Here is a 25,995-nt window from a genome sequence, read left to right on the forward strand (position 1 = left end):
ACTCACCTCTAAGGTTGATATCAGTTTCCAACCAAAATATACAAGTATCTATCTTTTATTTGGCAAGCAAAATAGTTTGGTTTATAACTTTGATAGATATACAATAAACGAGACTAAACTTATATCTATAAGAGGCGGCGAAAGAAAAGAGGTATAAAGAGCAAATACATCGCATCAAAGCATGAGCAATAATAAAACAATAACTCAGCCCACTGATACAGTGACCACTAATATCCACTGAGCAAAATCAGAATACCCCATTCATAAATAGTTAAAAAATATACACAACAATCACACTTCATACCCCAAACTCCTATGCGTTTTATTCTTTCGAAAATTTTATAACTAGCCACAAAAATTTTCCCAGTTAGCAAAAAACTTTTTCCTAACTATAAAAAAATCAAGCATCCAAATATCAATCACCACCAAACACTGAATAATAACAATGCGATAAAAACAAGAGCATTAAAAAAAGATAAAGAGATATTACAAATAATACAAGATCCCAATATACCATGTTTCCGATTGACCAAACATTTTCATCTCCTCTTCAACCCAAATTCCTCAAAAACTTATATATTTGGAAAAAGATTACAATAAAAATTGTATTGTATAAAGAGAAGTAACAGAAAATAAAGGTACTATAGATGGAAAAGGGAACATTGCATTCTTGCCCCGAATTGATTGACTATATCAACCACATCGGATTTCTGCCACTACTACATATGGGCATTCGTGGATGGTCGGCCGAAGAAATAACGGATGAAGATTGCCAGTATACCCGCCTGCCCGATGGCGGATGGGAATGGCCCCTGTGGGAATGGAAAGGTGCTATCCTGCAGGAAAGTGGTTGTGCATACGGTAAGTTTTTCAATCGTAAAGCTGCCTTTATCAGCCGTGAATGGTGGCCTGACTTCTGCAACTACCGTCGAAGCGTTTTCCCTTCCCCCGAAGAGGGAAGCATCGAAGAAGCTATTCTTGATGTTTTAAAGGCAGAAGGAAGCCTTATCACCCGTGAACTTCGCGCTGCATGCGGTTTCACTGGAACTAAAATGCGAAGCCGATTCGACGCCTATCTCGCCCGCCTGGAGATGGGCGGATACATCGTTACACAAGACTTCATCTATCCTCGCGACCGCCACGGACACGAATACGGCTGGGGATGGTCGCTCTTAACCACTCCCGAAGCACTCTTCGGACGAGAAGCTTGCCACCCCAAACGCACCCCACAGGAATCACGCAAACGAATGCTTATCCAGTTAAAAAAAATATTGCCTGAAACTTCACCAAAAGTGTACGACTTCTTGTTGAAATAGTTCCCAAAAGTCAAACAAACCAATAAATTGACTACTTCTACAAGAACAATGTCAGCAAAGGAATGGTCAACACCGAAAGTAAAGTTGTAATAAAAGTTCCCTCGGCCATAATAACCTCCCCTTTAGCATATTGAATACAAAACAGTGTTCCATACGAAGCCACAGGCATAGCTGCCAGCACCACATTAATATTGGCAATAGTATTGTCGACACTGCAAAGACGTGATATGTATAAGATGAACAGAGGAATTAGCATCAAACGCAAAGCCGACATAAGGTAAATGGCTACATTACCGAACATCCGAAGGACAGGTACCCGAGCTATCGACGACCCTATGATGAGCAAGGCTGCAGGTACGGTTACATTGCCCAATAATACAAAAGGTGTGCTGACAACACGGGGAGGCACCCATCCCGTCAGTACAACAAGGATAGAAAGGTACGAAGCAATCATAGCCGGACAATAAAGAGTATGCCAATTGAAACGCATATTGCCCTGGTCACCCGAAATAAAAAGGGTGCCAAAAACAAAAATCAGCAAAGTGCTTGGAAAATTAAGGATACTGGCATAGAATACTGCATTCGGTCCGAAAATAGAAGCAACAATGGGATAACCGATAAAACCAACATTACCGAAAGCCAACATAAAGCTATAAATTCCACGGTCGGCCGCCTTGACAGGCAAATAACGAGGAAGCAGAAAAGCCGCACCTATCAACACCACATAAGTGGCAAACCCCACGAGAAGCAAGGGAACGATGAATGTTTTGTCAGGAAGCGTATCGCCCATCACCGATGAAAGTATCAAGCAAGGACACGTTACATTAATAACCAATCCCGAAAGCTTGCGGTCAAAATCCGCATCCATCATCTTCTTTTTACTCAGATAATAGCCGACGACTACCAGTACGAACAAGATAATCATCTGCGTTACTATTGCATCCATAAATCTTTTTACCTCCTAAAAAACTGGCGCAAAGATACAGATTATAGAATTTGGATATTCTCCACTCGGGCGGAAAATTGATAGCTAATATACTTTCCTCCTCACACTCACTTTACAGAAAAGTCATTAAATACCAGCCTATCCGTATCGTAACCACGCCGACGGAGTTTGTCAAGAAGTTCTTGAAGTACATTATCTGGTAAAGCCGCCTCACGACTCATAATCCAAAGATACTTATCGCTGCTACTTCCTACCAGCACATAACGATAGTCGGGATCGATGTCGAGCACATAATAATCAGCATAAAACCACAGGAAGAACGATACTTTCAACTTGCCCGGATCAGCAGCATCAGGTTGCTTGGCTTTTCCTTTAATCTCTTTGTACTTGCCGTCTTTATAGCCAGCATTCAGCACTTCAATCCGTCCGTTATCGAGCAAAGTATAAGTAGCTGTCACCCGATTCATTCCCTCTTCAAAGCGATGATCATAACGCGCTATCTCGTACCATTTCCCCATAAAACGGGTCACATCGAAAGTTTGCACCGTCCGGTTGTCAATCCCCTTACTTGCAATATCAGAGCCACAACCACTCAATCCTAAGATAGAGCACAAAAGAATCAGAATGTTTTTCATCCGCTTTCAAGTTTATTATGTGTAGAGAAGTCAACAAAAGCGGTAATGTCATACAGCTGCCACCAGCATGTATCACTTACTTCTCTCGTTCTACTCTTCCTATTGACAAAGATAAAACATTGCAGACACACAACCAAACAATCAGCCCTTGAATATTACGCAAACTTTACGTAATTTTGCCAACATCTTTTGTTCAGAAAATGAAAATCTACACATGGAATTGTTAGTATACAAAGCATCCGCCGGGTCAGGAAAAACATTCACCTTGGCCGTCGAGTACATCAAACACCTGATAGCTAACCCAAGAGCCTACCGGCAGATTCTGGCTGTGACCTTTACCAACAAGGCCACTACCGAAATGAAGGAACGTATCTTGCAGCAACTGTACGGTATCTGGCAGGCCGACCCCGCTTCCGATGCCTACCTGAAGCGTATAGAAGAGGACCTCGCACGCCATCACCAGACAGGCATGCCCAAGCCCTGTACAACCAGCGAACTGAGACAACGCGCCGGCATGGCTTTACAGTACATTCTACACGACTATAGCCGCTTCCGCGTAGAAACCATTGACTCCTTTTTCCAGTCCGTCATGCGTAATCTTGCACGCGAGCTGGAACTGAGCCCTAACCTGAATATCGAACTGAACAACAACGAAGTATTGAGCGATGCCGTCGATACCCTTATCGACCAACTCACTCCCACCTCACCCGTATTGGCATGGCTTCTGGCCTACATCGACGAACGTATTGCCGACGACAAACGCTGGAATGTATCTGATGAAATAAAACGATTCGGACGAAACATCTTCGACGAAGGCTACATTGAACGTGGCGAAATGCTACGCCAGAAATTACGCGATCCGCAAGCCGTCAGACTTTATCGCGACGTGCTGCGTGAAATGCTGACAGATGCCCTCGAACAGATGAAAGCTTTCTACGATCAGTTCGTCGACGAACTCGAAGCCCATGCCCTCACCTCCGACGATCTGAAAGGAGGGACACGAAGCATTGGAAGTTATTTCCGTAAATTGCGCGATGGAAAACTGGCCGACAAAGATGTATTGAACACTACCCTGAAAAATTGCCTCGACGACCCGCAAAACTGGGCATCGAAAACATCGACACGAAAAAAAGACATCATCCACTTGGCCGAAAGCAGTCTGATGCCCCTTTTGCGCGACTCAGAAAGACTACGTCCACAACGCAACCAAACAGTAAATAGTTGCCGCCTCTCTCTGCAACATCTCGACAAACTACAGCTGCTAAACCACATAGACGAACAGGTACGTATCCTTAATAAAGAACAGAACCGTTTCCTACTGTCCGACACGAACGCCTTGCTGCATCGACTGTTGGGTGAAGGCGACTCATCATTCGTCTTCGAAAAAATCGGAGCCAGCATACACAATGTAATGATCGATGAATTTCAAGACACCAGTCGGATGCAATGGGACAACTTCCGCATGCTGTTGCTCGAAGGCCTCGCACAAGGTGCCGACAGCCTCATCGTGGGCGATGTCAAACAATCCATTTATCGCTGGCGCAACGGCGACTGGAGCATTCTGAATAACCTTGGCAGTTCTACCAACAAAGACTCTTTTGGTTCCAACCGTTTTCCCATTCGTGTGGAAACGCTGAAAACAAATCGGAGAAGCGAAACCAATATCATCCAGTTCAACAACCATTTCTTCACCCAAGCCGTCGATTATCTGAATGCTCTGCACTTGGACGAACTGCACGAAGAATGCCACCCACTGAAGAATGCCTATGCTGATGTCGCCCAAGAATCACCACGCAGCCTGTCGCGCGGCTATGTAAAGGCCAGTTTCCTTGAACCCGACAACGACCACAACTACACTGAACAGACTTTGATTGCATTAGGCAACGAAGTACGTCATTTACTCGATAGCGGTATACTGCTAAACGACATCACCATATTGGTACGTAAAAACAAAAACATTCCCCTCATTGCCGACTATTTCGATCAGGAACTCCACCTGCCTGTCGTCTCTGACGAAGCTTTTCGTCTTGATGCATCCGTAGCTGTCGGCATGCTGATAGATGCCCTGCGCATCCTGCTCGACCCTGATGACAAAATATCGCAAGCCTCGCTTGCGACAAACTACGCCCAATACGTTGCCACCTCCCCGATTCAATGGCATCAGTTATTCGCTGAGCCTAACTATGGCATATTGCCCGAAGCTTTCTGTGCACACACTGCAGACCTTCGCCTCATGCCTCTATACGAACTGTTAGAAGAACTATACAGCATCCTGCGCCTCAACCTCGTCGCAAAGCAAGATGCCTACCTGTTCTCCTTCTTCGATGCCGTGACACAATATCTGCAAGACAATCCTTCAGACATCGGTCACTTCATCCGCTATTGGGAGGACACACTATGTGCCCAGACAATCCCCAGTGGCGAAGTGGATGGCATACGTATCCTCTCTATTCACAAATCGAAAGGACTTGAATTCCACACCGTGCTCATCCCATTCTGCGACTGGAAACTGGAAAACGAAACCAACAACCAGCTTGTCTGGTGCCAAGCGCCTTCTGCCCCCTACAATGCACTTGACTTGGTTCCCGTTACCTACAGTCCTCTCATGGCTGAATCTGTTTACCGTTCCGACTATCTGGATGAACGCCTTCAGTTATGGGTCGATAACCTGAATCTGTTATACGTAGCTTTCACCCGCCCCGAAAAAAACCTCATCGTATGGAGCAAAAAGGACCAGCGTGGCACTGTAGCCGAATTGCTGGCCAACGCACTTCCTTCCGTAGCCAAAGCCATCGAAGGAAGCCTGTGGGACGAAGAATTCGCTACGTTTGAGAGTGGTTCTCTATGCCCTTCGACCCTATCCGGACAGGAAAATAAGACTTCTGCCAACAAGTTGGCTTTCAGTCCCCATAAACAACCGGTACGCATGGAAAGCCTGAAGCACGACATCGAATTCAGGCAATCCAACCGCTCAGCCGATTTCATTGCCGGCATCGATGAAGAAGAATCTGCACAACGTTTCATCAACCGCGGACGCCTGCTTCACACCCTTTTCTCGGCCATCGAAACCGAAGCCGACATTGACAATGCAATCTCACACCTTGTAGCCGAAGGTGTCATCGGCCACCAAACAACCGCAGACGAAATCAGAGAGCTTACCAGACGTGCCTTCTCCCTACCCGAAGTCAAACAATGGTATTCGGGAGAATGGCGCCTGTTCAACGAGTGCGACATCATCTGGCTTGACAACGGAAAGCTGTTTAACCGCCGTCCCGACCGTGTAATGATGAAAGGAGATGATATCGTGGTGGTTGATTTTAAGTTCGGTAAGCCTAGTAAACGATATAACCGACAGGTTCAAGACTACATGCGCCTGCTGGTACGTATGGGCTACACTGCCTCTCACATAAACGGTTACTTGTGGTATGTAGACATGCAACAAGTAGAAAAGGTAGATTTCGAGAAACAAGAAAAAACAAAAAACGAATAAAATAAAAATTCAGCAAAATGCAAACTTTCCTCCAACTGGTAGCCCACGACCTTTATCATAAGATAGGTAATGACCTGTCACGCACAGCCATTGTCTTCCCCAACAAACGTGCCAGCCTTTTCTTCAACGAATATCTGGCAGCCGAAGCCGACCGTCCCATCTGGTCGCCTTCGTATGTCAGCATCAGCGAATTATTCGGTCAGCTATCCCCCCTGAAACTTGGTGACCCCATTCGCTTGGTATGCGAACTCTACAACATATTCGTCCAAGAAACCCATAGCGACGAAACCCTCGACGACTTCTATTTTTGGGGTGAATTATTGATCAGCGATTTTGATGATGTCGACAAGAACCTTGTAGATGCCGACCGCCTTTTCACCAACTTACAAGACCTGAAAAATCTGATGGACGACTATAGCTTCCTCGATCACGAACAGGAAGAAGCCATCCGCCAATTCTTTCAGAACTTCTCTATCGAAAAACGTACGCTGCTGAAAGAACGTTTCATCTCCCTTTGGGACAAACTGAACGATATTTACCATCATTATCGCGACAGCCTGACCCAACTGGGCATTGCTTACGAAGGAATGATGTATCGCAACGTACTCGAACAACTTACAGCCGACTTCAATGCCGGTATCCCTCTGCTTCCCCGCTACGATCGTTATGTCTTCGTAGGCTTCAACGTATTAAATAAGGTAGAGAAAGCCTTCTTCTCCCTTCTGCAAGAGGCTGGCAAAGCTCTTTTCTACTGGGATTACGACATCTTCTACACCCGTCTGCCTCATGAACAGCAGCCACCCTATACACACGAAGCAGGTGAATTCATCTTGCAAAACCTCAAGATTTTTCCCAATCAGTTACCCGAATCGGTTTTCGACACCTTGCGGAGCAACAAAAAAATACAGTATATCTCCTCTCCCACCGAGAATGCACAGGCACGCTTCATTCCTCAATGGGGTCAAAGCATTGACACTACAAAGAACCTGAAAGAAAACGCCATTGTTCTTTGTAATGAAGCCCTTCTCTTGCCAGTGCTTCACTCGCTCCCGGCAGACATTAAAGACGTCAACGTCACCATGGGATTTCCACTGGCACAAACACCTGTGTACAACTTCATCAACGCCCTTGTCGAACTGCAAACCTCCGGCTATCGCACCGATACGGGCCGCTACACCTACGAAGCTGTGCTTAACGTGTTGAAGCATCCCTACACCCGTCAGTTATCCCCTTCGGCTCCGGCACTCGAATTGTCGCTTACACGCAACAACCGTTTCTATCCTCTTCCTTCCGAACTTAAACAAGATGCTTTTTTGGAGAAGGTATTCACCCCACAAAACGGCATTCAGGCTTTGTGCACCTACCTCATTGACATGATACAGGAAGTAGCTGTTCTCTACCGCCACGAAGACGATTCGTCCGACTTATACAACCAGCTCTACCGCGAATCGCTGTTCAAAGGTTATACTCTTATCAATCGTCTGCTCAGCCTGATCGAAGATGGAGTATTGACTTTACGTCTCGACACCCTGAAACGGTTGCTCAACCGCCTGCTGGTTTCGGCCAACATCCCTTTTCATGGCGAACCTGCCATCGGACTTCAGGTTATGGGAGTACTTGAAACACGTAACCTGGACTTCAAGAACCTGCTTATCCTCTCACTGAACGAAGGCAAGTTGCCCAAAGCCGAAGGCGAATCATCCTTCATCCCCTACAATCTGCGCAAAGCTTTCGGCATGACTACCATCGAACACAAGAATGCTGTCTACGCTTACTATTTTTATCGACTCATTCAACGTGCCGAAAATATCACCCTGCTCTACAATACTTCTTCCGACGGGCTGAACCGGGGAGAAATGTCCCGTTTCATGTTGCAGTTTCTCATCGAATCGCCTCATACTGTTACCCACAGTTACCTCGAAGCAGCTCAATCACCTAAGCAAGGTCGCACCATCCAAATTGATAAAACCGATGAAGTAATGCGTACAATGTACGCCACCTACAACAGCCGTCTCCACCCCGAGCGTCTGCTATCCCCCTCGGCTTTGAACTCTTATCTGGACTGCCGACTGAAGTTTTACTTCCGTTACATAGCCGGCCTTAAAGCACCTGATGAAGTCAATGCCGAAATCAATTCAGCTCTGTTTGGAACTATTTTCCACCGTTCTGCCGAACTGGTATATACCGACCTTACCAGCCACCAGAAGGAAATACATAAAACAGATCTCGAACAATTACTCAAAGACGACGCACGACTGCAAGAGTACGTCAACCGAGCTTTCAAAGAAGAGTTTTTCCATGTACCTCCTCAAGAAAAACCTGAATACAACGGAAGCCAACTCATCCACGCACGGGTTATTGTTTCCTATCTGAAACAACTGCTCAGAAACGACTTGCAATATGCCCCCTTCAGCATGGAAGCAATGGAAAAGACAGTAAAAGAAAGTATCGAGATTGACACCCCCGAAGGAAAACTATCAGTAAATATTGGTGGCACCATTGACCGTATGGATAGCAAGGACGGTACTTTGCGCATTGTTGACTACAAAACAGGAGGCTTACCTAAGACCCCCGAGAATATCGGACAGCTATTTACCCCTTCCGAGAATCGTCCGGGTTACATCTTCCAGACCTTCTTGTATGCCGCCATCATGTGCCGCAAACAACCTTTAAAAGTAGCACCCGCCCTTCTCTATATCCACAAGGCGGCATCCGATACCTACTCGCCGGTTATTGAGATGGGTGCTCCGCGTCAGCCCAAAATTCCAGTACTCAACTTTGCTCTTTACGAAGACGACTTCCGCGAACATTTACAAGCCTTGCTGAACGAGATATTCAATCCGCAAGAACCTTTTACCCAAACTGATGACACGAAAAAATGCGAATATTGCGATTTTCATAAATTATGCTGGGGATAAGTTTAATTGCAGAATACAAAGCATAATGCCACCTATATGGCTTTTTACATCCAATTAAAAAACTTATTTAATATATTAAAACAACAATATGAAATTAAAAAGCACAAATATCCTTTCAGTTTAACACATTTAATCACTAAATCACCAACTAATCGTAACTATTTAAACAATTGCTTTAATTTTATTACAAACAAGATTATTGAAAATTTACCATTTTGAAATTAATATCATATATTTGCCATGCATTTTGACACAAATAATAGGTATTACAGGAAATAAAGTTAATCAAGATGGTAAAACAAGAACTTTTTAACAACAAAACAAAGGAGAAGAGAGGACTATACGATCCGGCTTACGAACACGATGCATGTGGTGTAGGAATGATTGTAAACATCCACGGAAACAAAAGCCACGAATTGGTTGAATCGGCTCTGAAAGTGCTTGAAAACATGCGCCATCGCGGTGCTGAAGGTGCTGACAACAAGACTGGTGACGGGGCAGGTATCATGTTGCAGATCCCCCATGAGTTCATCTTACTACAGGGAATTCCCGTGCCCGAAAAAGGCCGATACGGAACAGGTATTCTGTTTCTTCCCAAAGATAAAAAAGATCAGGAAACTATTCTTAGCATCATCATTGAAGAGATTGAAAAGGATGGGCTCACATTGATGCACCTGAGAAACGTACCCACATGTCCCGAAATTTTAGGAGAAGCAGCACTGGCAGCTGAACCGGACATCAAACAAATTTTTATTACCGGATTCACCGACAGCCAGACAGCTGAAAGGAAACTATATATTATAAGGAAAAGAATAGAAAACCGCATAAGAAGGTCGGACATTCCTACCCGAAACGACTTCTACGTATGTTCGCTATCGACCCAGAACATTGTCTACAAAGGCATGTTGTCGTCTATGCAATTAAGAGGGTACTTTCCTGACTTGACCAACAGTTACTTCACCAGTGGTCTGGCTTTGGTTCATAGCCGGTTCAGTACTAATACTTTCCCCACTTGGGGACTTGCCCAGCCTTTCCGCTTGTTGGCACACAACGGCGAAATAAACACCATCCGGGGAAACCGCGGATGGATGGAAGCCCGCGAATCGGTATTGTCCACCCCCACATTGGGAGACATACGCGAAATACGCCCCATCGTACAACCAGGTATGAGTGACTCGGCCTCGTTGGACAATGTGCTCGAATTTCTCGTCATGTCCGGCATGAGCCTGCCTCATGCTATGGCTATGCTCGTACCCGAATCTTTCAACGAAAAGAATCCCATCAGCGAAGACCTGAAAGCATTCTACGAATACCACTCCATCTTGATGGAACCATGGGACGGTCCTGCCGCTCTGCTCTTCAGCGACGGTAGATATGCTGGTGGTATGCTCGACCGAAACGGTCTCCGTCCTGCACGCTACCTCATTACCAAAAATGACACGATGGTAGTAGCCAGCGAAGTAGGTGTAATGGATTTTGAGCCGGGCGACATAAAAGAAAAAGGACGCCTTCAACCCGGAAAAATCCTGTTGGTTGACACACAGGAAGGACGCATCTACTATGATGACGAACTGAAGAGCCAACTGGCCGAAGCCAAGCCTTATCGCGCATGGCTTGCCACCAACCGAATCGAACTGGACGAACTGAAAAGCGGAAGAAAAGTCGCACATAGTGTACCTCATTATAGCGACATGCTCCACATCTTTGGATATACCCGCGAAGATATCGAAAAAATTATTCAGCCCATGGCCGAAAATGGTGCCGAGCCCGTAAGTGCCATGGGTAACGATACACCATTGGCTGTATTGAGTGATCGCCCACAATTGCTGTTCAACTATTTCCGCCAGCAATTCGCTCAAGTCACCAATCCGCCTATCGACCCAATCCGCGAAGAATTGGTCATGTCGCTCACCGAATACATCGGAGCTGTGGGAATGAACATCCTGACTCCTAATGCCGAACACTGCAAAATGGTAAGGTTGAACCACCCCATATTGACCAATACGCAACTTGATTTGCTTTGCAACATTCGCTACAAAGGATTTAAAACAGTAAAGCTTCCTATGCTCTACGATACTTCCAAAGGAAGAAACGGTTTGCAAGAAGCCATTGCCTCGTTGTGTAAGCAAGCAGAAGAAAGTGTCAATGAAGGAGTTAACTATATTGTTCTGACCGACCGTGAAGCAAACGACTCACATGCCCCCATCCCTTCACTCCTGGCCGTCAGTGCTGTACATCATTACCTGATTTCTGTAGGCAAACGTGTACAGACAGCCCTTGTAGTAGAGAGTGGTGAAATACGTGAAGTTATGCATGCAGCCCTGCTGCTCGGATTCGGAGCCAGTGCTCTGAACCCCTATATGGCTTTTGCTGTACTCGACCAATTGGTGGCCGACAAAGACATCCAGCTAGATTATGCCACAGCCGAGAAAAACTACATCAAAGCCGTATGCAAAGGCTTGTTCAAAGTGATGAGTAAGATGGGTATCAGTACCATCCGTTCTTATCGCGGTGCAAAAATATTCGAAGCTGTAGGGTTGAGTCAGGAATTGAGCGATGCCTACTTCGGTGGACTGAAATCATGCATAGGTGGTATCGGTTTGGAAGAAATTGTCAAATTCAGATTCAGAAATACCCATCCTCAAATAGAGGGTTCGCATGCCGAAAGCGAAGATACAACAAAAGCCGGTAAAGAACTTTTGCCTAACGCAGGTATCTACGCCTTCCGTAAAGATGGCGAAAAACATGCATGGAATCCCGAAACCATAGCTACCCTGCAATTGGCTACACGTACGGGAAGTTACAAGAAGTTCAAAGAATTTACCCGCTTGGTAGATGAAAAAGAACAGCCTATCTTCTTGCGCGATTTCCTGGATTTCCGACATAATCCCATCGACATTAACCGTGTAGAGCCTGTTGAATCCATCGTGCGAAGGTTTGTCACCGGAGCCATGTCGTTCGGTGCCATCAGCCAGGAAGCCCACGAAGCCATTGCCATTGCCATGAACCGTCTGCACGGACGCAGCAATACCGGCGAAGGAGGAGAAGACAGCTCACGCTTCGACAACGAAACCAGAAGTGCCATCAAGCAGGTAGCTTCCGGACGTTTTGGCGTGACAACCGAATACTTGGTCAATGCTGACGAAATCCAAATCAAAGTGGCCCAAGGTGCCAAACCTGGTGAGGGCGGACAATTGCCAGGATTCAAGGTAGATGAAGTCATAGCACGCACTCGTCACTCCATCCCGGGCATCTCGCTCATCTCGCCTCCACCTCATCACGACATCTACTCTATCGAGGATTTGGCACAACTGATTTTCGACCTGAAGAACGTGAACCCGCACGCCAAAATCAGTGTCAAGCTGGTTGCTGAAAGCGGTGTAGGAACCATCGCTGCCGGTGTGGCAAAAGCCAAGGCCGACTTAATCGTCATCTCTGGAGCCGAAGGAGGCACGGGAGCATCACCGGCATCAAGCATCCGGTATGCAGGTATCTCGCCCGAAATCGGATTGAGCGAAACGCAACAGACGCTGGTATTGAACGGTCTGCGCGGACAAGTCCTCCTGCAAGTAGACGGACAATTGAAGACTGGACGTGACATCGTACTGATGGCTATGCTCGGTGCCGAAGAATATGGATTCGCCACTGCCGCCCTGATCGTACTGGGTTGCGTGATGATGCGGAAATGTAATCAGAATACATGTCCCGTAGGTGTAGCCACCCAGGATGCCGAACTTCGCAAACGCTTCAGAGGACGAAGCGAATACCTGGTGAACTATTTCACTTTCCTGGCACAAGAAGTACGCGAGTATTTGGCCGAAATCGGAGTCGAAAGAATGGACGACATCATCGGACGGACGGATCTCATCATCCGAAGTAAACGCAATTACAAGAACCCCAAGCATGCCTTGCTCGACTTCTCGCAATTGCTTACCCGTGTAGAGAACGGAGCTGCTATACGCCACGTCACCGACCAACAACACGGCATCGACCACGTAAAGGATGTAGAAATCCTCCACGCTGCTGCCGAAACATTGGAGAACCAGAAAGAGATCTCCTTAGAATATACTATCGCCAACACCGATCGCGCCTGCGGTACCATGTTGTCGGGAGCCATCGCCCAAAAGTATGGCGCTAAAGGGCTTCCGGAGCATACCCTGAATGTAAAGTTCAAAGGTTCGGCCGGACAAAGTTTCGGAGCCTTCTTGGTACCAGGTATCAACTTCAAGTTGGAAGGCGAAGCCAACGACTATTTGGGCAAAGGACTCAGCGGTGGACGCATTGCCGTATTGCCTCCTGTCCGAAGCAACTTCGAAGCCGAAAAGAACACAATTGCCGGAAACACTCTGCTATACGGTGCAACCAGCGGAGAAGTTTACATCAACGGATGTGTGGGCGAACGATTTGCCGTACGTAACTCGGGAGCCATTGCTGTAGTCGAAGGTGTAGGTGATCACTGCTGCGAATACATGACCGGCGGACGTGTCGTTGTACTGGGTAAAACCGGACGAAACTTTGCCGCAGGTATGAGTGGAGGCGTAGCCTATGTATGGAATAAAGAAGGAAATTTCGACTATTTCTGTAACATGGAAATGGTAGAACTCTCGTTAATCGAAGAAGCATCGTACAGAAAAGAGTTGCACGAACTCATCCGGCAACATTATCTGTACACCGGTTCGAAACTGGCACGCGTCATGCTCGACGACTGGACACACTACGTCGACCAGTTCATCCAAGTAGTACCTATCGAATACAAAAAGGTATTGCAGGAAGAGCAAATGCGCAAGTTGCAACAGAAGATTGCCGACATGCAGAGAGACTATTAAACGATAAAGGAACAAAAGAAGCAAAACTTCCTTCCCAGACATGCAACCATCGTCTTTAATGTCTAATGAAGCGAAGCGGAAAGATAACTTCTTTAACTCCTAATGAAGTGAACTTCATAAACTAATGACAACATGGGAACCTCAAAAGCATTTTTAAATATACCCCGCCAGGAAGCGGGTTACAGACCGATAGAAGAAAGAATCACCGACTTCAGCCAGGTAGAGCAAACCCTGAACAGCCACGACCGTAAACTTCAGGCCAGCCGGTGTATGGATTGTGGCGTACCTTTCTGCCACTGGGCATGCCCGCTGGGCAACAAAGACCCGGAGTTTCAGGCAGCTCTCAGCAAGGGAAAATGGGAAATGGCTTACAGAATATTATCGCAAACCAACGACTTTCCTGAATTCACCGGCCGAATATGCCCTGCGTTGTGCGAGAAGTCGTGTGTATTGAAACTGTCATTCGATGCTCCTGTCACTATCCGCGAAAACGAAGCAGCCATAGCCGAAGCAGCCTTCCGCGAAGGCTACATCCGTCCGCTGAAACCGGTAAGAAACGGTAAGAAAGTGGCAGTCATCGGTGCAGGCCCTGCCGGACTAAGCACAGCTGTCAGACTTAACGCCCAAGGATTCGAAGTCACTATCTTCGACAGGAATCCCATGCCGGGAGGACTGCTGCGATACGGCATCCCCAACTTCAAGCTTCCTAAAGAAATCATCGACCGACGCATGAAGCTTCTCAAGGAAGAAGGCATCCACATGGAAATGGGAGTAACCGTTGATGTAGAAAAGCTTCCGGAAGGATTCGATGCCTATGCATTGTGCACCGGTACTCCCGAAGCCCGCGACCTTAACATTCCCGGACGAGACCTGAAAGGTATCTACTTCGCACTCGACATGCTGGCACAGCAGAATCGGATATTGGACGGAGAAACCTTCCCGAAAGAACAACTGGTGAACGCTCATGGTAAGAAAGTGCTCGTTATAGGTGGCGGAGACACTGGAAGCGACTGTATCGGTACCAGCATCCGACAAGGAGCCGTAAGCGTCACTCAGATCGAAATCATGCCCCAGCCGCCCGTAGGATACAATCCGGCCACTCCTTGGCCCCAATGGCCTGTCGTGCTGAAAACAACTTCCAGTCACGAAGAAGGCTGTATCCGGCGGTGGAGTCTGAATTCGAACAAATTCATTGGACGGAACGGTCGTGTAACCGGTGTCGAAGTAGAAAAAGTAGAATGGATTCCGGCTGCCGACGGCGGACGTCCCACAATGAAACCCACCGGGAAAAAAGAAATTATCGAAGCTGATATGGTACTTCTGGCCATGGGTTTCCTGAAACCCAAACATCCGGAGCTTCCGTCCAATGTTGTGATAGTCGGCGATGCCGCCACAGGAGCCTCGCTCGTCGTGAAATGCCTTGCTGCCGGACGCCGTGCTGCTAAAGACATCGAACAGATGTTATCCGATAAGGAGAAATAAATTCATCACTAACCTTCAACAAAAAACGTAAATATTATGTGTGGAATAGCCTGCATCTTCAATATTAAACATCAAACGCCAGAACTGAGACAAAAGGCTCTCACCATGGCGAAACGCATACGCCACCGCGGTCCCGACTGGAGCGGAATCTATTGCGGCGGATCGGCCATACTGGCACACGAGCGACTCTCCATCGTCGATCCTCAGAGTGGAGGACAGCCGCTCTTCTCACCCGACCGCAAACAGATTCTGGCTGTAAACGGCGAAATCTATAATCATCGCGACATCCGGCGCGACTTCGCTGGCGACTATGAATTTCAGACTGGTAGCGATTGCGAAGTCATCCTCGCTCTATATCGCCGTTACGGAAAGGACTTCATCGAGCGGCTAAGCGGTATCTTTGCTTTCGCCCTTTACGACGAAGAACGCGACGAATTCCTCATTGCCCGCGACCCCATTGGTGTTATACCTCTTTATATAGGTAAAGACAAGGATGGTACCGTCTATTGCGCCAGCGAACTGAAAGCTCTGGAAGGCATGTGCGACGAATACGAACCATTCTTGCCCGGCCACTACTATTGGAGCCGCGAAGGAGAAATGCGCCCTTGGTACAAACGCGAATGGACTGAATACGATGCAGTCAAAGACAACTATACCGATAAAGCAGATAACGAGACACGCACTTCTGCCGCCTCGGCCTGCGATCCCGAGGCATATCACATGCAAGTATCAGCCATACGTACTGCCCTTGAAGATGCCGTTCGCCGCCAGCTGATGAGTGATGTTCCTTACGGAGTACTGCTATCAGGCGGTCTTGATTCTTCCGTCATCTCAGCTGTAGCCAAACTTTATGCCGCCAAGCGTGTGGAAACAGACAGCACCCAGGCAGCCTGGTGGCCGCAACTGCACTCCTTTGCCGTCGGACTGAAAGGAGCTCCCGATTTGGAAAAGGCACGCCTCGTGGCCGAACATATCGGAACCGTACATCACGAAATCAACTATACCATTCAGGAAGGACTGGATGCCATCCGCGATGTTATCTACTACATCGAGACATACGATGTGACTACCGTACGTGCCTCTACTCCGATGTACCTGCTGGCCCGGGTCATCAAGTCGATGGGTATCAAAATGGTACTGAGTGGTGAAGGAGCCGACGAAGTTTTCGGAGGCTACCTCTACTTCCACAAAGCTCCTACTCCACAGGCCTTCCACGAAGAGACGGTACGCAAACTCTCCAAACTCTATATGTACGACTGCCTTCGTGCCAACAAATCCCTCTCGGCATGGGGAGTAGAAGGACGCGTGCCATTTCTCGACAAAGAGTTCCTCGATGTAGCCATGCGTATTAACCCTGCCGTAAAGATGTGCCCGGGTCATACCATCGAAAAGAAAGTGGTGCGTGACGCGTTTGCCTCACTCCTGCCCGACAGTGTAGCCTGGCGACAGAAAGAACAGTTCTCAGACGGTGTAGGCTATTCCTGGATAGACACTTTGAAAGCCATAACCGCTTCTGCCGTAAGCGACGAACAAATGGCACATGCTGCCGAGCGTTTCCCTATCAATCCGCCACAAAACAAGGAAGAATACTATTATCGCAGTATTTTCGAAGAACATTTCCCCAGTGAATCGGCAGCCCGCTCGGTACCCAGTATACCCAGCGTAGCATGTTCGACCGCCGAGGCTCTGGCTTGGGATGCCAGCTTCAAGAATCTGAACGACCCCAGCGGCCGTGCAGTTGCCGGAGTTCACGAACAGGCATATTGATAAATCTCTCTATCGTAAATCTTAAAAAGAACCGTATCTTTCCTTAGTATAGGATAAAGATATGGTTCTTTTGCATTTTTATAGTATACAAACGTTATCCTTACAACCAATAAACTGTCTCACAATGTAGTTAATCACCTACTATCACACAATCCGAAACTTTTATCAATAGGACCAAGATACATAAAAAGGCTCTCCTCTATTCTGAAGTATTCCAGAAGTCATACTTTCAGATTGTAGAAATATATCCCCTATAATATTCCAATCTGAAACCTAAACACACAATATCTATTCATCTTGAAAGTAAAAGCTAAAATATTTAGAAAAAAGACAGGGTTATAAATATAAAACAATCAAAACGTCGTATATTTGCATTGAAATAAAACAAAAAGATATACTAATCAATTATTAAAAGACAAAATGACAAGAGTAGTTAGATTTACTAAAATGCACGGAGCTGGAAACGACTACATCTATGTAGACACCCAACGTTACCCTATCGAGCATCCGGAAACACTTGCCATCAAATGGAGTGCTCCGCATACGGGAATAGGCAGCGACGGACTGGTGTTGATCGGATCATCGGAAAAAGGTGATTTCAGCATGCGCATCTTCAATGCCGACGGCTCAGAAGCCAAGATGTGCGGAAATGCCAGCCGATGCATAGGTAAATACCTCTACGAACATGGACTGACCCACAAACAAGAAATCAGACTTGAAACCTTGTCGGGCATTAAAATCCTGCAACTACATGTCAAGGACGGCAGCGTAAATTCCGTTACTGTAGACATGGGGATACCTGCCGACGAACCGGTCGACTACGACGGACTAGGAGCCAAACCGATGAAGGAACGTCCTATAGTTGCCGGAGGAAAACAATGGATCGGTACCACCATATCAATGGGAAACCCACATCTGGTGATCTTCGTAGAAGACCTTAACGAAATAGATATAGAAGATGCCGGACCGAAACTGGAAAATCATCCCTTATTCCCCGGACGAATCAATGTAGAATTTGCCCAAATTCTGGAAGACGGAAAAATCAGAATGAGAGTATGGGAACGCGGTTCGGGCATTACTCAGGCCTGTGGTACAGGTGCATGTGCTACCGCCGTAGCTGCTTGCATCACCGGACGTTGCGGAACAAAATCGGACATCATCATGGACGGAGGAACCCTTACTATTGAATGGAATCAAGAAACCCGACATGTACTGATGACAGGAGAAGCGGCCCAAGTCTTCGAAGGAGAAATTAATATAGAAGATTGAGAAACAAAACGAGCTTTGCTCGTTCATTCAATTGACAGAAACTTAATTCAACTAACCAAATAAAAAAGATTATGGCTTTAATAAACGAACATTTCTTAAAATTACCTGGCAGTTACTTATTTTCAGATATAGCTAAAAAGGTAAACACATTCAGGATAACACATCCCAAACAAGATGTCATCCGTCTGGGCATCGGAGACGTTACCCGTCCACTGCCGCAGGCTTGCATCGAAGCCATGCATAAGGCAGTGGACGAGATGGCCAGCGAAAAAACGTTCCGCGGATACGGACCGGAGCAAGGATACGACTTCCTGATCGAAGCTATCCTTAAAAATGACTTTGCCTCCCGAGGAGTCCATCTGTCACCGGCCGAAATCTTCATTAACGACGGTGCAAAAAGCGATACCGGAAACATCGGCGAACTACTACGTTGGGACAACAGCATGGGGATTACCGACCCAGTATACCCGGTATACGTAGACAGTAACATCATGTGCGGACGTGCAGGAGTATTGGAAGAAGGAGGCCACTGGAGCAATGTCACCTATCTTCCCTGTACCGAAGAGAACGGATTTATTCCGCAAATCCCCGACCGACGCATCGACCTCATTTACTTATGTTACCCCAACAATCCGACCGGTACTACACTGACCAAAACGGAACTGAAAAAATGGGTAGACTATGCGCTGGACAACGACACCCTGATCGTATTTGATGCAGCCTACGAAGCCTTCATCCGCGAAGACGACGTGCCCCACTCCATCTACGAAATAAAGGGAGCCAAGAAATGTGCCATCGAGATACGAAGTTTTTCGAAAACCGCCGGTTTTACCGGGGTACGCTGCGGTTACACCGTAGTGCCCAAAGAACTGACTGCCGCCACTCTGACTGGCGACCGCGTAGCCTTGAACAAGCTATGGAACCGCCGCCAGTGCACCAAGTTCAACGGCACAAGCTACATAACCCAACGGGCTGCAGAAGCCATCTATACCCCCGAAGGCAAACAACAGGTAAAAGCCAACATCGACTATTACATGGAAAATGCCCGAAATCTGAAAGAAGGGCTCGAAGCTGCCGGATTAAAGGTATACGGTGGTGTTAACGCTCCCTACATCTGGCTGAAGACACCTCAGGGAATCAGTTCCTGGAAATTCTTCGAACAAATGCTCTACGAAGCCAATGTAGTAGGCACTCCAGGAGTAGGCTTCGGCCCCAGCGGAGAAGGATATATACGGTTGACAGCCTTTGGCAAACACGAAGACTGTACAGAAGCGCTGAAGCGCATCAGGAAGTGGCTGGCATAAAAAAGAAATTCTTTTTTACTCACTTTAAATAGTTTTAATAGGTATGAAAACAGGAAGATTGAAATCAGGAGTAATAGCCATCGCGCTATTATCTGCAGCTTTCGGAGCAAAAGCACAGGACAAAGTAGAAGCATCGGTCGGCGCCGACCTCGTAAGTGGTTACATCTGGCGCGGACAGGACTTGGGAGGCGTCAGCATACAGCCCGGCGTATCATTGTCCTACAAAGGTTTTTCACTGGCTGCATGGGCCTCGGTAGGCCTGGAAAGCTCCGATACAAAAGAAATGGACCTGACTTTAGGATACTCAACAGGAGGGTTCAGCGTATCGGTTACAGACTACTGGTTCAATAGCGGAAATGGTTACTTGCACTACGGTGCACACAGCACGGCACACGTGTTCGAAGCACAAGTTGGATATGACTTCGGCCCGCTGGCGGTTAACTGGTATACCAATTTCGCAGGTGCCGACTACGCGAAGTACGATGGCAGTCGCGCCTATTCTTCCTACATTTCGGTAGCAGCACCTTTCAAACTTGGCGGACTGGACTGGAGCGCAGAGATCGGTGCTACTCCATGGGAAACAGCTTTCTACAATAAGACAGGCAACTGCCCGGGGTCAAACGGCTTCACCGTATGCAACATCAGCCTGGAAGCAAGCAAGGCAATCCGGATCACCGATAGTTTTTCGCTTCCTTTGTTTGCCAAAGCCATCTGGAATCCACGTACCGAAGGAGCCTACTTTGTAGCCGGAATAAGTTTCTAACACAATCATAAATAGTTTAAGGTATGAAAAAGATTGAAGCTATCATCCGCAAGACCAAATTCGAGGAAGTGAAGGACGCACTGCTCGAAGCGGATATCGAATGGTTCTCCTACTACGATGTCAGGGGAATAGGAAAGTCCAGAGAAGCCCGTATCTACCGTGGTGTCATGTACGACACCAGTTCTATCGAACGTATTCTTATCTCGATTGTAGTGCGTGACAAAAATGCCGAGAAGACTGTACAAGCCATCCTGAAAGCAGCTCAAACGGGCGAGATAGGCGACGGACGTATCTTCGTCATTCCCATCGAAGATGCCATACGCATACGTACTGCCGAACGAGGCGACATTGCCCTTTACAACGCCGAACAGGAAAAATAGCACGCAACTCACAAACCACACAAAGACCAATTACAACAAATACAACTAAAGTAAAAAGATTATGGATACAACAACTGATACACTGGCGCAACTGGTTTCGGGCGTCAACACCGTATGGATGCTATTGGCAGCCATGCTGGTATTCTTCATGCAACCGGGTTTTGCATTGGTAGAGGCTGGATTCACTCGTACAAAAAACACAGCCAACATCCTGATGAAGAACTTTGTGGATTTCATGGTAGGTTCACTCCTTTATTGGCTAGTAGGTTTTGGCATTATGTTCGGACTGGGCGATTTCTTCGGTACGCCCCACTTCATGAGCTTGCTGTTCGACAGCAACGGTCTGCCCGATCCTGCCTCACTCCCTACCGAAGGTTTCCTCGTATTCCAGACCGTATTCTGTGCCACTTCGGCCACCATCGTTTCGGGTGCCATGGCCGAACGTACTAAATTCTCCATGTATTTGGTTTATACTATCTTCATCAGTGTACTGATCTATCCGGTATCGGGCCACTGGACATGGGGTGGCGGCTGGCTGATGAACGGCGATGAAGGTTCGTTCATGATGAATACGTTCGGAACTACTTTCCACGATTTTGCTGGTTCTACAATTGTACACTCCGTAGGTGGCTGGATTGCTTTGGTCGGAGCAGCCATCCTGGGCCCGCGCCTTGGCAAATACGGAAAGGACGGGAAGTCGAAAGCCATTCCCGGTCACAACTTGACTATCGCCGCCCTGGGGGTATTCATCCTGTGGTTTGGCTGGTTCGGATTCAACCCCGGTTCACAACTGGCTGCCGCTACAACCGACGATCAGGTAGCCATCTCACTGGTATTCCTCAACACCAACCTGGCAGCCTGTGCCGGTGGTTTCATGGCACTGCTGGTAAGCTGGTTCAAATATGGTAAACCGTCACTCTCACTTACCCTCAACGGTATCTTGGCCGGCTTGGTAGGTGTAACAGCCGGATGCGATGCCGTATCGCCACTGGGAGCCGTTATCATCGGAGTCATCTGCGGAACTTTGATGATCTATTCGGTAGAGTTCATCGACCGCGTACTGAAGATTGACGACCCCGTAGGAGCCAGCTCCGTACACGGCGTATGCGGATTCACCGGAACCATACTTACCGGACTGTTGTCTACCAGCGAAGGTCTGTTCTACGGTGCAGGCTGGGGATTCTTCGGAGCACAGGTATTCGGTGCAGTAATTGTAGGTGGTTGGGCAGCCATCATGGGCTTCATCATCTTCAAGGTGCTCGACAAGATTCATGGTCTGCGCGTACCGGCACGTATCGAAGAAGAAGGACTCGACATCTACGAACACGGAGAGTCGGCCTATAACTGATAGCTTAATCCCGGGCGGGCTTGGCCGCCTTCCCGGGAACCAGATAAAAAAAGAAAATCTTTATTCTAACACATCATTTTTAAACCAACAAATTACAAAGGTATTATGTCAAAACTGAGATTCAGAGTAGTCGAAACGGCGTTCAAAAAGAAACCCGTTGCAGTGGCAATCCCCGAGGAACGACCTTCGGAATATTTTGCCAAGTATGTTTTCAACAAGGAAAAGATGTTCAGGTATCTGCCCAGCAAGGTATACGCAAAGTTGATCGACGTAATCGACAACGGTGCTCCGCTGGATCGCAGCATTGCCGACGAGGTAGCTGCAGGAATGAAAAAATGGGCTCTTGAAATGGGAGCCACCCACTACACTCACTGGTTCCATCCGCTGACCGAAGGTACGGCCGAAAAGCACGATGCCTTCATCGAACACGATGGAAAAGGAGGCATGATGGAAGAGTTTACCGGCAAACTGCTGGTTCAGCAGGAACCGGATGCTTCGAGCTTCCCCAACGGTGGAATCCGTAATACGTTCGAGGCACGCGGCTACTCGGCATGGGACCCGTCGTCACCCGCTTTCATCGTAGACGACACTCTGTGTATTCCGACTATCTTTATCGCCTACACCGGCGAATCGCTCGACTATAAGGCACCGTTGCTGAAGGCGCTGCGTGCCGTTGATAAGGCTGCCGTAGAGGTATGCCACTACTTCAACCCCGACGTCAAGAAAGTATATGCCTACCTGGGCTGGGAACAGGAATATTTCCTGGTTGACGAAGGTTTGTATGCTGCCCGCCCCGACTTGCTGATGACCGGACGTACACTGACCGGACACGACTCGGCCAAGAACCAGCAGCTGGAAGACCATTACTTCGGTGCCATTCCGCCCCGTGTGGCAGCCTTCATGAAGGAACTGGAGATCGAAGCGCTGAAACTGGGTATCCCCGTAAAGACACGTCACAACGAAGTGGCTCCCAACCAGTTCGAGCTGGCTCCTATCTTCGAGGAGTGCAATCTGGCTGTCGACCACAACATGCTTATCATGGCACTGATGCGTAAGATAGCACGCAACCACGGCTTCCGCGTACTGCTGCACGAAAAACCGTTCAAGGGAGTAAACGGAAGCGGCAAGCACAACAACTGGTCGTTGGGTACCGATACCGGCATTCTGCTTCACGCGCCTGGCAAACAGCCCGAGGACAACTTGCGTTTCATCACGTTCGTAGTCAACACACTGATGGCTGTCTACCGTCACAATGGTCTGCTGAAGGCTTCCATATCGAGCGCTACCAACGCACACCGTCTGGGAGCCAACGAAGCACCTCCCGCAATCATCTCTTCTTTCCTGGGCAAGCAGCTGAGCCAGGTGCTCGAACACATTGAGGAAAGCACGAAGGACGAACTCATCAGCCTCAGCGGCAAGCAGGGCATGAAGCTGGACATTCCGCAGATTCCGGAATTGCTGATCGACAATACCGACCGCAACCGTACCAGTCCGTTCGCCTTCACCGGAAACCGCTTCGAGTTCCGTGCCGTAGGTTCCGAGGCCAACTGTGCCAGCGCCATGATTGCTCTGAATACTGCCCTTGCAGAACAGTTGACAGACTTCAAGAAAGACGTGGACGAACTGATCGAAAAAGGCGAACCTAAGATTTCGGCCATCCTCGACGTTATCCGCAGATACATCAAGATCTGCAAGCCCATCCATTTCGACGGAAACGGTTACAGCGACGAATGGAAAGCCGAAGCTGCACGCCGCGGCCTGGATTGCGAAACAAGCGTCCCCGTCATCTTCGACAACTACCTGAAACCGGAAAGCATCGCCATGTTCGAGTCGACAGGCGTCATGACCAAGAAGGAACTCGAAGCCCGCAACGAAGTGAAGTGGGAAACTTATACCAAGAAAATCCAGATTGAGGCTCGCGTATTGGGCGACCTGGCCATGAACCACATTATCCCCGTGGCCACTCAGTACCAGACCGAACTGATAGACAACGTCTACAAGATGAAAGAACTGTTCCCGGCAGAAAAAGCAGCCAAACTTTCGGCCAAGAACCTGGAACTGATAGAGGAAATTGCCGACCGCACCGCTTTCATCAAAGAACACGTGGATGCCATGATCGAGGCCCGCAAAGTGGCCAACAAGATTGAATGTGAACGTAGCAAAGCCATCGCCTACCACGATACCATCGTTCCGGCCATGGAAGAAATACGTTACCACATCGACAAGCTGGAACTGATTGTGGACAACCAGATGTGGACGTTGCCCAAATACAGAGAACTGCTGTTTATCAGGTAACAGACACAAATCTATAAAAACATCGGCATTCAGCCTCCTCATCACCGTCTGGCAGTCAAACAGACAGAGGCGGCGAATGCCGGTTGAAAATTCTTTTGTTGGTTGTTTTAAGTTTATAAAGGGAGAGGTGCCGTGAGGCAGTTCTCCCTTTGCTTTATGCCGTACATACTATCCGCCTGTTGTCCACAACCGGCGTTTCCTTCGTTCCCTTTTAATGGGAACTCCAGTTTCCCTTAACGGGAACGGCAGTTTCCTTTAATGGGAACTCCGGTTCCCTCTAATGGGAACAGCCGTACCCACAAGTGGGAAACGGCGGTTCGACCAGAGAAAACCGGAGTCTGCCTAAATCTTCAGTATTCCGAATCGGTTTATTCTACGATTTCGGCGTCTTCAATGTCGCGGCGAGTCTTCAGCGAAGTGCTGTCTGCAGGCATGTCAGCCTTCGGACGACGGCGCATAAACATGGCCCAGTTCAGCAATTCGGAAGCCGCATACACCAGGCTGCTTACACCGATAATGATGAAAGCCGTAGAACGCACGCCCGTAGGATTGAACAAAGCCACCAGCCCGGCTATCAGAATGAGCGACGGAACGACGTAAAATCCTGCCGGAACGGGCACCCAGCGACGGGCACTGACCAGCGAAGCAATCTGCTGGACGCCACCCATCAGAAGCACGAAGCCCAAAACATACGTCAGCAGGTCGGCAAAGAATCCCGGCATAATGATGAGCCACAGGCCAAACAACAGACTGCCCACCCCTTCGACCGGAAAACGGCGGCGCAACTCTTTGTCCTGTGCAAAATATCCGATAAGGCTGATAAGCGAAGGAACCAGAAAAACGACTCCGATCGTTATCACAAAATAATCGCCTGCACGGTCGGGAAACAACACCAGTACCAACCCGACAACCAGCGCGCACACGGCACGCAGAAATGAATAACTTAATCCTTTCATAACTTCTATTCTTTTTTTGCGAAGATACGCTTTTATCACAACAATAGAACACATAACAACCGAAAAAAGATTGCTGGAGACAGCAATTTTACAAGAAACTTGGAAAAAAATTCCTCCAGCATTTGGAGTTTCCAACAAAATGACTACATTTGCCATCGTAAAACAACAAAAAGACAATGAAAACAAGATTCGTAAATACATATTGGTGGTGGCGCCCGTTACAACTCCTACAGTCGTAAGGGAGCAGCGCTCGTATGTATATATGTAATCAGTAACTGATATCGGAAAGAGCCCTGCCGC

At 47.8% G+C, this 25,995-nt stretch carries 16 protein-coding genes; 13 read left to right on the forward strand and 3 right to left on the reverse strand.

Annotation, left to right across the window (positions count from 1 at the left end):
* Positions 1–647 precede the first annotated feature (647 nt).
* Complete coding sequence (locus tag QVP67_RS12000; protein ID WP_022163806.1) at positions 648–1,316, forward strand: AlkZ-related protein; 669 nt, start codon at positions 648–650, stop codon at positions 1,314–1,316.
* Positions 1,317–1,353: 37 nt separating this feature from the next.
* Here the strand turns inward: QVP67_RS12000 and QVP67_RS12005 are convergent, their stop codons facing one another.
* Both QVP67_RS12005 and QVP67_RS12010 read right to left on the reverse strand, forming a co-directional pair.
* Complete coding sequence (locus QVP67_RS12005) at positions 1,354–2,262, reverse strand: AEC family transporter (protein WP_022163807.1); 909 nt, start codon at positions 2,260–2,262, stop codon at positions 1,354–1,356.
* A 107-nt stretch (positions 2,263–2,369) separates the two neighbouring features.
* A complete protein-coding gene (locus tag QVP67_RS12010; RefSeq protein WP_022163808.1) occupies positions 2,370–2,897 on the reverse strand; it encodes a lipocalin family protein in 528 nt (175 codons plus the stop codon).
* A 214-nt stretch (positions 2,898–3,111) separates the two neighbouring features.
* Between QVP67_RS12010 and QVP67_RS12015 the strand changes: the two genes are divergently transcribed.
* The 11 genes from QVP67_RS12015 to QVP67_RS12065 all read left to right on the forward strand — a co-directional run bounded on the left by QVP67_RS12015 (position 3,112) and on the right by QVP67_RS12065 (position 24,739).
* Positions 3,112–6,387, forward strand: a complete 3,276-nt coding sequence (locus QVP67_RS12015; protein WP_022163809.1) for a UvrD-helicase domain-containing protein — start codon at positions 3,112–3,114, stop codon at positions 6,385–6,387.
* A 17-nt stretch (positions 6,388–6,404) separates the two neighbouring features.
* Positions 6,405–9,305 (forward strand): PD-(D/E)XK nuclease family protein, encoded by a 2,901-nt coding sequence (locus tag QVP67_RS12020; protein WP_022163810.1) that lies wholly within the window; start codon positions 6,405–6,407, stop codon positions 9,303–9,305.
* A 380-nt stretch (positions 9,306–9,685) separates the two neighbouring features.
* Entirely contained in the window at positions 9,686–14,131 is a 4,446-nt protein-coding gene (gltB, locus tag QVP67_RS12025; protein ID WP_441293842.1) for a glutamate synthase large subunit, read from the forward strand.
* Positions 14,132–14,263: 132 nt separating this feature from the next.
* Entirely contained in the window at positions 14,264–15,613 is a 1,350-nt protein-coding gene (locus QVP67_RS12030) for a glutamate synthase subunit beta (protein WP_022163812.1), read from the forward strand.
* Between the two features lie 36 nt (positions 15,614–15,649).
* Positions 15,650–17,380, forward strand: a complete 1,731-nt coding sequence (gene asnB, locus QVP67_RS12035) for an asparagine synthase B (RefSeq protein ID WP_022163813.1) — start codon at positions 15,650–15,652, stop codon at positions 17,378–17,380.
* A 420-nt stretch (positions 17,381–17,800) separates the two neighbouring features.
* Positions 17,801–18,649, forward strand: a complete 849-nt coding sequence (dapF, locus tag QVP67_RS12040; protein ID WP_022163814.1) for a diaminopimelate epimerase — start codon at positions 17,801–17,803, stop codon at positions 18,647–18,649.
* Positions 18,650–18,720: 71 nt separating this feature from the next.
* Positions 18,721–19,953 (forward strand): LL-diaminopimelate aminotransferase, encoded by a 1,233-nt coding sequence (locus QVP67_RS12045; RefSeq protein ID WP_022163815.1) that lies wholly within the window; start codon positions 18,721–18,723, stop codon positions 19,951–19,953.
* Positions 19,954–19,996: 43 nt separating this feature from the next.
* Entirely contained in the window at positions 19,997–20,716 is a 720-nt protein-coding gene (locus tag QVP67_RS12050) for a hypothetical protein (protein ID WP_022163816.1), read from the forward strand.
* A 23-nt stretch (positions 20,717–20,739) separates the two neighbouring features.
* Positions 20,740–21,096 carry a P-II family nitrogen regulator gene (locus QVP67_RS12055; protein ID WP_022163817.1) on the forward strand — a complete coding sequence of 119 codons (357 nt, stop codon included), beginning with the start codon at positions 20,740–20,742 and terminating at the stop codon, positions 21,094–21,096.
* A gap of 61 nt (positions 21,097–21,157) precedes the next feature.
* Entirely contained in the window at positions 21,158–22,444 is a 1,287-nt protein-coding gene (locus tag QVP67_RS12060; protein ID WP_022163818.1) for an ammonium transporter, read from the forward strand.
* Between the two features lie 105 nt (positions 22,445–22,549).
* Positions 22,550–24,739 (forward strand): glutamine synthetase III family protein, encoded by a 2,190-nt coding sequence (locus QVP67_RS12065; protein ID WP_022163819.1) that lies wholly within the window; start codon positions 22,550–22,552, stop codon positions 24,737–24,739.
* Between the two features lie 368 nt (positions 24,740–25,107).
* Here QVP67_RS12065 and QVP67_RS12070 read toward each other — a convergent pair whose 3' ends face one another.
* Positions 25,108–25,695 (reverse strand): HdeD family acid-resistance protein, encoded by a 588-nt coding sequence (locus QVP67_RS12070; protein ID WP_022163820.1) that lies wholly within the window; start codon positions 25,693–25,695, stop codon positions 25,108–25,110.
* Positions 25,696–25,834: 139 nt separating this feature from the next.
* Here QVP67_RS12070 and QVP67_RS12075 point away from each other — a divergent pair, with 139 nt between their 5' ends.
* Complete coding sequence (locus QVP67_RS12075) at positions 25,835–25,963, forward strand: hypothetical protein (protein WP_262483109.1); 129 nt, start codon at positions 25,835–25,837, stop codon at positions 25,961–25,963.
* Positions 25,964–25,995: the final 32 nt, after the last annotated feature.

Origin of the sequence: Bacteroides sp. CAG:633 (assembly GCF_000435115.1) — a bacterium.
Classification (GTDB): domain Bacteria; phylum Bacteroidota; class Bacteroidia; order Bacteroidales; family Bacteroidaceae; genus Bacteroides; species Bacteroides ndongoniae.